The organism is Sulfitobacter litoralis (assembly GCF_900103185.1).
GTDB classification, from domain to species: domain Bacteria; phylum Pseudomonadota; class Alphaproteobacteria; order Rhodobacterales; family Rhodobacteraceae; genus Sulfitobacter; species Sulfitobacter litoralis.
The window spans coordinates 1-11,521 of the sequence record NZ_FNJD01000029.1; the positions used below are offsets into that span (position 1 = coordinate 1).

Annotated in this window: 9 protein-coding genes and 5 pseudogenes; 9 read left to right on the top strand and 5 right to left on the bottom strand. The window is 53.9% G+C overall.

What is annotated here, in order from left to right; all coding sequences use genetic code 11:
* Window positions 1-70 precede the first annotated feature (70 nt).
* Window positions 71-661: a recombinase family protein gene (locus BLQ98_RS16495; RefSeq protein ID WP_009827332.1), complete on the bottom strand. Its 591-nt coding sequence runs from the start codon at window positions 659-661 to the stop codon at window positions 71-73.
* 104 nt (window positions 662-765) lie between these two features.
* Between BLQ98_RS16495 and BLQ98_RS16500 the strand changes: the two genes are divergently transcribed.
* Window positions 766-3,741 carry a Tn3 family transposase gene (locus BLQ98_RS16500; RefSeq protein ID WP_037955028.1) on the top strand — a complete coding sequence of 992 codons (2,976 nt, stop codon included), beginning with the start codon at window positions 766-768 and terminating at the stop codon, window positions 3,739-3,741.
* 56 nt (window positions 3,742-3,797) lie between these two features.
* Here BLQ98_RS16500 and BLQ98_RS16505 read toward each other — a convergent pair.
* The 4 genes and pseudogenes from BLQ98_RS16505 to BLQ98_RS18605 all read right to left on the bottom strand — a co-directional run.
* Window positions 3,798-4,148 (bottom strand): annotated as a pseudogene (locus BLQ98_RS16505) (ZIP family metal transporter); the annotation flags it as partial.
* 2 nt (window positions 4,149-4,150) lie between these two features.
* Window positions 4,151-4,603, bottom strand: a complete 453-nt coding sequence (locus BLQ98_RS16510) for a DUF411 domain-containing protein (RefSeq protein ID WP_009827359.1) — start codon at window positions 4,601-4,603, stop codon at window positions 4,151-4,153.
* Window positions 4,604-4,623: 20 nt separating this feature from the next.
* Window positions 4,624-5,088: pseudogene (locus BLQ98_RS18540) on the bottom strand (M23 family metallopeptidase); the annotation flags it as partial.
* Between the two features lie 57 nt (window positions 5,089-5,145).
* Window positions 5,146-5,613, bottom strand: a pseudogene (locus tag BLQ98_RS18605) (SCO family protein); the annotation flags it as partial.
* Window positions 5,614-5,791: 178 nt separating this feature from the next.
* On the opposite strand from BLQ98_RS18605, the gene BLQ98_RS16520 reads away from it, so the two are divergent.
* The 8 genes and pseudogenes from BLQ98_RS16520 to BLQ98_RS16555 form a co-directional block, all read left to right on the top strand.
* On the top strand, window positions 5,792-6,220 hold the full coding sequence (locus tag BLQ98_RS16520; protein WP_009827357.1) for a MerR family transcriptional regulator: 429 nt from the start codon (window positions 5,792-5,794) through the stop codon (window positions 6,218-6,220).
* A gap of 55 nt (window positions 6,221-6,275) precedes the next feature.
* Window positions 6,276-6,890: a cation efflux transmembrane domain-containing protein gene (locus BLQ98_RS16525; protein ID WP_009827356.1), complete on the top strand. Its 615-nt coding sequence runs from the start codon at window positions 6,276-6,278 to the stop codon at window positions 6,888-6,890.
* Window positions 6,891-7,086: 196 nt separating this feature from the next.
* A complete protein-coding gene (locus tag BLQ98_RS16530) occupies window positions 7,087-7,995 on the top strand; it encodes a cation diffusion facilitator family transporter (protein WP_037955040.1) in 909 nt (302 codons plus the stop codon).
* 43 nt (window positions 7,996-8,038) lie between these two features.
* Window positions 8,039-8,207: pseudogene (locus tag BLQ98_RS18690) on the top strand (integrase core domain-containing protein); the annotation flags it as partial.
* A gap of 187 nt (window positions 8,208-8,394) precedes the next feature.
* Window positions 8,395-8,985, top strand: a complete 591-nt coding sequence (locus BLQ98_RS16540) for a L,D-transpeptidase (protein ID WP_114865786.1) — start codon at window positions 8,395-8,397, stop codon at window positions 8,983-8,985.
* An 83-nt stretch (window positions 8,986-9,068) separates the two neighbouring features.
* Complete coding sequence (locus BLQ98_RS16545; protein WP_009827352.1) at window positions 9,069-9,650, top strand: L,D-transpeptidase; 582 nt, start codon at window positions 9,069-9,071, stop codon at window positions 9,648-9,650.
* Window positions 9,651-9,866: 216 nt separating this feature from the next.
* Window positions 9,867-11,216: an efflux transporter outer membrane subunit gene (locus BLQ98_RS16550; protein WP_093734338.1), complete on the top strand. Its 1,350-nt coding sequence runs from the start codon at window positions 9,867-9,869 to the stop codon at window positions 11,214-11,216.
* A gap of 2 nt (window positions 11,217-11,218) precedes the next feature.
* A pseudogene (locus tag BLQ98_RS16555) lies at window positions 11,219-11,428 on the top strand (transposase); the annotation flags it as partial.
* Between the last annotated feature and the right edge of the window lie 93 nt (window positions 11,429-11,521).

The following is an 11,521-nucleotide window of genomic DNA, read 5'->3' on the forward strand; positions in this document are numbered from 1 at the left end:
AATTGGGGTCACTGCATAAAAGTGACGTTATCGTCCGGCTCGTGCGAACTTTACGGGAACATTCGCGGTTTCAGTCGGGTTTCTGACCTCTGAGGGCATTGTAGAGGCTTGTTTTGCTGATTTTGAGGCGCGCTGCGGCCTCTCGGACGGTCAATCCATCGCTGATATGGGCTTTGGCTTGCTCCAGCTTCTTGAGCGTGACGACAGGCTTGCGCCCTCCTTTTCTGCCGCGCGTTGCAGCAGCCTTCAATCCGGCCTGCGTGCGCTCGACAATGAGGTCACGCTCAAACTCGGCAAGCGCACCGAACAGATGGAACACCAAAGTGCCGCCGGTAGTTGTTGTGTCCACGCCTTCGGTCAGGGATTTGAAGCCAACACCGCGGTCGCCGAGGTCTGTCACTGTTTCCACCAGGTGCTTCATGGAGCGGCCCAGACGGTCGAGTTTCCAGACCAAAAGCGTGTCGCCCTTGCGCAGAAAGGCCAGGGCATTATTCAGGCCAGGGCGTTCGGCTTTGGCGCCGGAGATGACATCTTCAAACACAGTTTCGCAGCCCGCAGCTTTGAGCGCATCCACCTGCGGTTCCAGCTTTTGCTCAGTGGTCGAGATCCGCGCATATCCAATCAGAGCCATGAAGATAGCCTTGTCCGTTTTCCTGTCCATAAATCAACTTGTCCGACTTCCCGTTGTCAAGCCATATTGGCGGACGGAACGGGTCGTTCCGCCTAACGAGCGTTTCACGGACTTGGGACAAAAGAGGGTATTTTATGGCACGGCGACAAATATTGACGGCAAGTTTTTGGTCTCGGCTGATGGCACCACCCTCGAAGGATCGAGAAGTCGCGATGTATTGCACGCTCACCCCGGATGAGATCGAGGTTGTCGCCAGAAAGCGAACAGCTGCTGCGCGTCTGGGCTATGCCGTATCATTGGCTTATCTACGCCATCCCGGGCGGGTTCGTAATGTTGGAGAACAGGCCAACGACGTGATGCTGGCCTTTCTTGCAGATCAGGTTGATGCCAGCGCCTCCGATCTCGCGGTCTATGATCAGCGCCCGCAGACACGACGCGAACATATCGCGCAAATTATAGCTCGGTTTGGATACAAGGCGTTCACAAAACCCCTTGTGCGGGAGTTTGTTCATTGGCTGACACCATCTGCCGGAGAAGACCCGCGGGCCGAGCCTTTGGCAATTTCGTTGATTGAAGAACTGAGGCGGCGACGTATCCTGATCCCGGCGCGCCGTACCGTTGAACTGATTGTCAGGCATGCGATCCGGCGCGCGGAAAATGTCAGGATTTCCGCTCGGACCCGAGATCTGTATCCGGATCACCCCGACGCCCTGCGTGCATTGATTGCGCCACCTGAATCGGGCGAGGTGTCGACGCTGAGCTGGCTGAAAGCAGCACCCAAATCAGCGTCCTCCAAATCCATCAAGGCTGTTCTGGATCGCCTGAAGGTGGTTCGGGCGATCGGCCTGCCCAACAGTTTGCGTCAGAATATCTCGACATCAGCGCTCGACAGATTGGCAGGCGAAGGCTTGCGGATCACGGTGCAAAATCTGCGGCGTATGGCCTTGCCTCGGTTGCTGGCAGTTTTGTCGGCCGCCTGCCTGCGGCTGGAAGAACAGCTTACCGATCTTGCACTGGATATGTTCGACAAATTGCTGGGCCGAAGCTTTCGAAAGGCGGAACAACAAAGTTCCGACAAAGCGTCCAGGCTCCTGATGGACATCATCCGCCCTTTACAGTCACTCAAAGCATTTTGCCGTGAGGCTCTGACTGCCCGCCTGCAGACCGGTGATCTCAACGGAATATTGGACACGGCCAATTGGGACGAGATCGAGAGTGCGACATCCGCAATTGAAACCGCCCTCGGAGACGGAAAGCCCGACAAATATACTGAACTCATCGGAAAATATCAGACCGCCCGCCAGTTTGCGCCCATGATATTAAGGGGTTTTAGCTTCAAAGGTGCGGCCAGCGCTGCCAGCCTTCTGCGCGCGATAGATCTTTTGCGCGTTATGTATGAGGCGAACAAGCGCAGCCTGCCCGACAACCCGCCAACCGGGTTCATCCGGAAGGTTTGGCGCCCATTTGTCTTTCCGGCGCCCGGGGAGGTCAACCGGCGCGCATACGAGCTCTGCGTCTACTTCGAATTGCGTGATCGTCTTCGGGCAGGGGATGTCTGGGTCGCAGGAAGCCGGCAGCGACGCAACTTCGACGATCGGCTCATCCCCAAAGCCACCTTCGAGATCTTGCGTACCGAGGAGTCGTTGCCGATCGCCGCCGCGGCGGATGCAGAAACCTATCTTTCAGAACGGCAACAGCAGATCGAGGAGGCCATGGCCATTGTCGCGGCCCGTGCCGAAGCGGGGACGCTGCCGGATGCCGCCATTCAGGGTGGCACCCTGAGCATCACCCCGGTCAAAGATGAAACACCCGACGCCGCCACGGCCATGAGCCGACTGGCTTATGGGCAATTGCCACAAATCAAGATCCCCGACCTGCTGACAGAAGTGAACGCCTGGACCGGATTTGCGGAGTGCTTCACCCATTATCGCTCGGGCAAACCGGCGACAGATCAAAAGGCGCTGTTTGCCGCTGTCCTTGCCGATGGGGTCAATCTGAGTGTATCCCGCATGGCCGCGGCAACCCACAATCTGTCTGCCCGGCAAATCGCGTGGGCTCATGATTGGCATTTGCGCGAGGAGACCTATTCTGACGCTTTGGCTTGTCTGATCGACATGCAACGCGAGCTCCCTCTGGCCAAACTCTGGGGGGACGGCGTGACATCATCCTCAGATGGGCAGTTCTTCCGGGCCGGTGGCCGCGGTGAGGCCTCTGCAGATATCAACGCAAAGTACGGACGCACCCCAGGTCTCAAATTTTACACCCACATCTCAGATCAGTTCAGTCCGTTCCACTCGACGGTCATCACCGCCACCGAAAGCGAAGCGCCTTTCGTTTTGGATGGTCTGCTTCGCCACCAATCAGGCGTCGCAATCGAAGAGCATCACGTGGACACTGGCGGCGCGACGGATCATGTCTTTGCCCTGTGCTATCTCCTGGGGTTCCGCTTCGCGCCACGCTTGCGAAACTTCAAGGATCGCAAATTGTATCTCCTGCCCGGAATGAAGCCCCCGGCCATCATGACACCCTTCATCGGCGGCACCATCAAAGCAGGTCACATTGTCGACAACTGGCCTGAAATCCTCAGGCTGGCGACCTCCATCAAGGCCGGGACTACCACTGCTTCTGCGATCCTTAAAAGCCTGTCCGCATATCCCCGGCAAAACGGACTCGCAATTGCCTTGCGCGAACTGGGGCGATTGGAGCGGACCCTCTTTTCCCTGGAATGGATGCGCAGCCTTGAGTTGCGAAAAAGAACCAGCGCAAGTCTAGCCAGAGGAGAAGCCCGAAACGCCCTCGCGCGCGGGGTCTTCTTCAACCAACTCGGTGAAATGCGCGATCGCAGCTATGAGCATCAGATCCACAAAGCGTCGGGCCTCAACTTCCTGGTTGCCGCCATCATCCTGTGGAACACCAAATACCTGGAAGCCTCAATCACTGATCTGAGGAAAAACGGAGTAGCCATCCCAAACGAAATTACCAAACATATCGCACCACTTGGCTGGGCCCATGTAGGATTGACCGGGGACTACCTGTGGAACATGAACCCACCACTCAGCTCAGATCGCCTCAGGCCACTTCGGAAACACGAGATACAGGACGCCGCATAAGTTCTCCGTTCGTTCGCACGGCCCGGACAAAAATGACACTTTTATGTAGTGACCCCAGATGCGGCCTCAGGACCTTCGCGCCCTGAACTGAAGTGCTCATGCGGGATCACTTCGTTCATAATGGCAACTGCCCCCATCCCAAGCAGGATCGCAACGCAGACGATCAATGCCGGGATCGCCCCATCCCCGTATCGAATTTCAGCAACATCGAGCGCTGGAATGATCAACGAGAAGAACGAAGCCGCCAGCATCACCCTTGCGGCAAAGCCAAGAGAGATGTCGCGCCATTTTCGCGAGGGAGTGCTGCCAAAGAGAACCGGAACGGCACCGACGGACGTCATAAGACCAGCTGCAAGGCTTCCATAAAAGCCCAAGGCGATAGGAGATAGGGTCGTGAGCGCCTCCATGTTCAATTTGCCGGATAGGAAGAGAATATCTCGGTGCTACCGTCCTTTTTCACCAGAAAGACATCGTAGGCGTCGGAAGTTTCCCCAAAATCCATGCCGGGTGAGCCGATTGGCATACCGGGCACCGCAAGACCGACTGCATCCGGGCGGTCCTCAAGAAGCCGCCTAATGTCGGCAGGTGGCACATGCCCTTCTATCGTGTAGCCCTCGACCGTTGCGGTGTGGCATGAATACATTGAAACAGGGATACCCCGATCCATTTTCAAACGGATCAGTGCTCCCCCAATATTTTCGCCCTCGGGTAAGAAACCAGCGTCTGAAAGTCTGTCCATCCAAGCCACACAGCATCCGCAGCCGCGCGTCTTGGCGACTTGAATGGCCGTCTGGGCAGCGGCGGCCGTTGACACGGTCGCCAGCAGCACGGCGCCAAAGATCAGTTCAATTTTGGGGAACATGCGTTATCCTACTCGATTGTTCATATTTCGTCGCTAAGCGTCGCTGTAAACAGCGCGCGTGTTTTCTCAAGGAGCGCTGACGCACCCGCGGTATCAGGATTTTCTACCGAGGCGATCAGTTCCTTTCCAAGCGGGTTGATCGGCCGGCCGTCTATCCGTACTTCGTAGTGCAGGTTGGGGGCTGTCGCAGTACCTGTCTCGCCTACCTGACCAATGACTTCTCCGGCAAGTACGTGGTTTCCGGTTTTCAGTCCATTGGGTACGGCGCTCAAATGGGCATACCGGGTCATCGTGTTGGAGCCGTGAGATATCTCCACCACTTGGCCATATCCTTTCTGCCATCCAATAAAGGAAACCCTGCCCGGTGCGGTCGCGCTGATTGGCGTCCCTTTAACGGCTGCGTAATCGACACCAGTGTGCATTCGAACGTTGCCGTAAATTGGATGTTTGCGCCTTCCGAAAACCGAAGATATTCGGACGAATTCGCATTGCGGATCCAACAATAGAAAGGACGAAGTATGGCGCATGGTGTAACCATCGGGTGCAGCTTCATCCTCGGTGCGCTGATAACAAATTTTGATAGCTTTAGCAGTATGTTGGATCTGTTCCTGCGGGCCACTTAGCCCGAGGATGTTGGGGCCGAATTGGGGGATATAGCTGGCCAGAACATTGAGCATGTCCCGTTCCGGGTCGACTGTGGTGAAAAGAGGCTGCACGGCTTCACCTTTTGCGCCCAGATCGCCCATTACCTGTGCGATTGTTGCCAAACTCATCGGGCAGTCGTCTGGTGAGTTGGACAATCCGAAGAAGATGAGTATCCATCGACCGCGAAAATCTTCGTCAACCTGCATCATTCCATTGTGGTCAGTTAACTCGAAATCCGCTAATAAACTCTCTGCGACAGACACTCGAGCAGCGGCAATCGGGATCTGGCCACGCTCTGATACCCAAAACCCGCCAGCGATGGCGACGGCTACTATGGACCAGAGAGTTATTCGCACCTTTTTCATTGCCAGTTTCGCCCTTTAAAAAAATCACCTCTCGGGTGGGATACAAGCTATAGTCGGTAGAGGTTCAAGCAAAAAGATACTTGATACGATATCATGTCACGACTTTGTGAAACCTCGGTCTTTTCAAGGAAGTTAGATCTTTGATAAGCTACAGTCACTTTAGATTAAAGGAACGCATATGCTGGCAATTGGAACACTCTCGCGGAAGACTGGGACCAAGGTTCAGACGATCCGCTACTACGAACAGATTGGATTGATGAACGAGGCCGGGCGGACGTCAGGTGGGCAACGGCGATATTATGAGAAGGATCTCGACCGGCTCGCTTTTATTCGACACTCGCGTCAACTGGGCTTTTCGCTCGACTCTATCCGCGAGCTTCTGGATCTGTCCGACAATCCATCTCAATCCTGCGTAGATGCGGACTCTATCGCGCGGCGGCAACTTCGCCAAGTCGAGCAGCGGATTAAGCGTCTTCAGGCCCTCAAGAAAGAGCTGAAACGTATGGTTGCTGAGTGCGATGGCGAAAGCGTTGCAGAATGCAAGGTTCTTGAAGTGCTGCGTGACCACTCAGAATGTTTAACCAATCATGATGAAATTGGAGCATAGTGCCTCGCCGTCGACTGCTATATGAAAACGAGAAAAACTGAAAGATTCTAAGGATATGTCAGAACAGACACTCGATTTATCGAATGAGAAAGAGCACCGCACGCTCTGGACCGTTCTTGGCCTCAATATTGCAATCGCTGTGGGATTCTTTGCGACTGGTGCTATTGGTGATTCCAACTCTCTGATCGCTAACGGACTTGATAATACGTCTGACAGCATGGTCTATGGCATCAGTTTGCTGGCCTTGTCCCGTTCATCCAAATGGAAGCGTGGGGCCGCAAACGTCTCAGGGGGTTTGCTTTTGATCTTTGCTGTCGGCATTTTGATTGACGCTTGGAGGCGCTATATCGGCGGTTCCGAACCTTTGGGAACGCTGATGATCTCAATGTCGCTGGTCGCCGCTGCAGTTAATCTGGCCTGTATCTGGCTGCTTGGACGCCTGAAAGAACCGGACGTCAATATCCGGGCTGCCAACACTTTCAGCGTTAACGATTTTGCCTCGAACGGCGGTATTTTGATCGCGGGTGGACTTGTCTGGTGGCTGGGCGGCAATTGGCCGGACCTTGTTGTTGGGGTACTGGTAGCGGCCATTGCTGCATGGGGAGGCATCTCTATCCTGCGGGATGCGCATGGCGAGCACCATAAAGCCATGCATGGAGATCAAACATGACCGCTGCTTGGGTCTATACGCTGATCTCGGCAGCGGTTGTGACCTTGGGCTATCGTTGCGGTCAATGTGCGCCCCCCCCCCCGGCCCTACGCTTGTCAGTGCTATCCAGGACAGTGCGGCTGGTGTCAGCTTCCTGCTTGTGCTTTGCCTCGAAGAGGTGATGAAATGAACCAATTTTTAGATAAAAGAAAACCAGATGCCACATGATCACGTCCACATGGAACCCAAGGAAGGGGACCGCCGCGTTGCTATTGCCATTTGGGCGAACGGCCTTCTGACGGTCGCGCAGATTGTCGGGGGGATACTTTCCGGCAGCCTAGCGCTGATTGCGGATGCTATCCACAATTTCTCTGATATGGCATCGCTGGTTATCGCGTTTGGTGCACGCAAAATCGCACGTCGCCCAGCCGACGCCAAGATGACCTTTGGATATGGCAGGGTCGAAATCGTGGCGGCGCTGATTAACTATACGTCACTGATCATCATCGGACTTTATCTGGTTTACGAGGGCGCGATGCGGTTTGCCAATCCGGTGCCGATTGAAGGCTGGACGGTGGTCATTCTGGGTGGGGTGGCCCTGTTTATCGACACGCTTACCGCGATACTGACTTATTCGATGCAGAAAGGCAGCGTGAATATCCGGGCTTTGTTCCTGCACAACCTCAGTGATGCGCTGGCGTCTGTCGCCGTTATCGTTGGCGGTGTTCTGATCCTGCTCTATGATGTCCGTTGGGTTGATCCGGCAATCACTATTGGTATCGCCGCTTATATACTTTGGCTCGCTTTCACCGAGATCGGCGGGCCTATCCGGACACTCATGCTGGGCAGTCCGCCTGACATGGACACCGACGCCGTGATCACCGCCATCGAAGACATCGACGGCGTTGAAGAACTGCATCACGCGCATTTCTGGCAAATGCAGGAACACCAAGCGGCGCTCGATACGCATGTGGTGATCGAGGATGCACGCTGGGACGACCTTGAACGCATAAAAGAGGATATCAAAACCCGCTTGGAAGAGGCGTTCGACATATCGCACTCAACGCTGGAATTCGAGCGAGCACGCGACAAGCACGAGGAGACCATGCGTTATGGGCATGGATGATTTCACACCGCTAGCAGCCATACTGTAAGCTTTGCTTTGACCCGTTGAACGATACAAACGCACAGTCTGCCACGGATGGGTCGACTAATACATCAAAACGGCATTGAAGAGGCCCAGCATTCGCCACACAGTGGCTCCGGATGTACAACAACGACCGTTCGAACATGAGCATCGGTGGCATCACTCCCGCAATGAAACTGAAAATGGCCGCGCAGATTCTACATCCTTGTTCCGTTAAAAACAGGAGGATTACCTTCCAGCCACGCGGCAAAGCGCTGAAGTTCTTGATAGGCTGCCAAAGGGCATTCCACATCACGTTATTGTGATTTTATTGAGATTGAAGCTCTAGCAGGTGGAGGTCTTAAAATAGTTAAAACAGGCAAGATCAGAGGCTTCATCATGATACTGACCAAAGACACATCTATTTCACGTCGCAGTGCGCTTCTTGGGGCGACAGCAAGTGGACTATTTCTCGGAACCGGTACGGCAATCGCGCAAACGACCGAGCCATTTTCGTCACCGTCAGTCCGCCGAAACATTTCATCCTTCAGTACCTCCAATTGGAGGGAGCATTTTGACAACTTAGAGCACGGAGCAATCCTTTGCGATATCGACTCCCGTGCAGTTCAATATTGGTCAGAAGATGAAAGCGTCTACAAACTTTACCCTTCCAGTGTTCCGTTAACAGAAGAACTGACCAAACGTGGGAACACACACGTCATTCGTAAAGTTGAGGGGCCAAGCTGGCGCCCCACCCCTTCAATGAAGATACGCAACCCCGAATGGCCAGACTATTTTCCACCTGGTCCCGATAACCCATTGGGCACCCATGCGCTGTATCTGTCATGGCAATATTACCGTGTTCATGGCACGGGCGACACGCGCAAGATCGGAAGGCAATCTTCAAATGGGTGCATAGGTCTCTACAACGAGCATATCAAAGAATTGTTCGCTTTGGCCGAAGTCGGAACACAAGTGAAGTTGTTTTGATTCATGCACTTTATCTGACTTATGAAGGTACGCCCTCGTGTACCAAGTTCCACTTATCATCAGTCTTTGAAAGCCACCGGCCTATGAAACGAAGAAAATTCCTCCTTTCCGCTGGGGCTGTTGGCACTTTAGCCTGCCAACCAGTGTCAGCTCACATAGTGCTTCCTAAGTATGATTTACCACCAGAATTTTTGCCTCAAGTAGTGACCATACCAGCGGGCGCTGCTCCCTACGAAATACATGTAGTTCCAGGCCAGTTTGCACTTTTCTGGACCCAGCCCAATAATACTGCAATTCGATATACTGTCGGGATCGGTCGCCCAGGTCTTTACGAGGCAGGAGAATTCTACGTAGGGGCGAAAAAAGAATGGCCAAGTTGGACCCCGACTCCTGGCATGTTGCGTCGTGAGCCTCAGAAATATGGCCCACTTCGCAATGGAATGCCTGGCGGTTTGAGCAACCCTCTGGGAGCGCGGGCCCTGTATCTCTTTCAACCGGGTCGCGGTGACACCTTTTTGCGTGTTCATGGCACAAATGATCCAACCACTATCGGGCGCGCCGTATCCAACGGGTGTGCCAGGCTTGTTAACAATCAGATTATTCAACTTTTCAATCAAGTGCCTTTAGACACCCGCGTTGTGCTCTATCCAAATGGCGCGACATGACGACTGGTGCAGGTCCTAAAGTGTGTCTAATAAAAAAAATTTAGTGGCTCAAACACGGCGCAATCTTGGAGTTTTCTAGAACTCGACGGCTCTGAGCACCTCTAGACAAGCTTTTACTTTTCAATTACTTATCTGCTCATAATAGCGTGCTGGGTGAAACATCTCCATCACATCCCCAGCAAATCCAAAAGCTGATCCAATATACAGGAATGACAAATGAACCGTCCCTATCTGCTTTTTATCCTAGCATCCACGGCATTGGTTTCATGTACCGCTGTTGGCCCTGACTATACGCCACCTAAGACACCTTTAGAAACGTCGTTCATTGGCGGTGGCGGGGCTCTTGAAGAGGTCGCGCGCGATGAATGGTGGAAACGGCTAAATGACCGGCAAATGAACCGGCTAGTAGACCGCGGCCTTACACAAAACATCGATATTGCAACGGCTTTACAACGTATCAAAGCCGCAAATACAGACCTGAGGCAGACAGGTACCGCTGGCCAATTCTCAGGTGGACTGGATGCACAGGCGCAAAGAAACAATGGTAACCCAATATCAGGTGATCCCTCTGAAAGTGCGACGTTCGGGGCGAATTACATCCTCGATATTTTTGGTGGTGTTCGCCGTGACGCGCAGCGCGCGGCAGCGGGTGTAGAAGCAGCCAAGTTTGATGCTGGCACTGTCCGGCTTGCTCTGGTTTCCGGTGTTGTTTCCAACTATATTGACGCGCGGTATTTTCAGGAGGCATTGGCTTTAACACGACAGAATATCGCGAGCCTCCGCCGGACCCAGTCCTTGATCAGAGCTCAAGTTGAGCAAGGCGCATTGACAGAATTAGATCTTGCCCGATCAGCAGGTCAGCTGGACACAGCAATTGCCGACCTCCCTCCGCTTGAAGCCGCATTCGAAGCCCGGGTTTTTGCAATCGCGACATTGTTGGCCGAACCAGCTCAGCCGCTGCTTAAACAGATGATTGCAGGCGCACCACAACCTTATCCTCGCAGCAAGGGGTCAACAGGCGTCCCCGCTAATCTGCTCCGCAATCGTCCAGATGTATTGGCCGCTGAACGCCGTCTAGCTGCCGCAGTTGCCGGAGTAGGTGTCGCAGAAGCAAAGTTGTACCCATCGGTCACTTTATCTGGCTCGGTGACAGCGGCAAACCCGTCAGAATGGTCCTTTGGTCCAGCACTTTCATTGCCCATCCTCAACCAAGGTCCGCTACGCGCTAGGCGAGATGCGGCTATTATTTCAGCCACGACCGCCGAACTGGAATGGCGTGCACAGGTGTTGGCCGCGGTGGAAGATGTGCAAAAAACTCAAAGTGAATTTACACGAAAACAAAGAGAGGTGGCCGCATTGCGCGCTGCTCAACGATCAAGGGATCGTACTCTTCAGTTGAGCCGCAAAGTTTTTGAACTGGGAGAACTGAACTTACCAGACCTGTTGGACGCCGAACGATTTGCAAACGCAGCACGCATATCCCTCGCAGCAGCAGTAAGAGATTTGGCCCAATCGTGGTCAGCACTTATGGTTGCGACTGGTCGTGGATGGGGCGACGTAAGCTAAAATTGGCGTTCTCTACCTTGATGCAGCAGATCAAGGCGCGCTCATCGCGGCACGTGCAGATTGAGTTTCCCGAATTGCGCAAACGATACTGGGGAACGCTATTTTGGGCACGTGGATTCTTTTCGACCACGTCAGGGAATGTCACCGACGATGTCATCCTCCAGTATCTGGAATTATATTCCAAACGCGAAACTATCTGCATCAGCCTATAGTACTCATCTTTTGACCGGAGATGCGTTGTATTGACCCAAAGTACGGCCGCAAGGGTGCACGCACCGCCAAACAGCCGTGCACCTTTGCCTGCG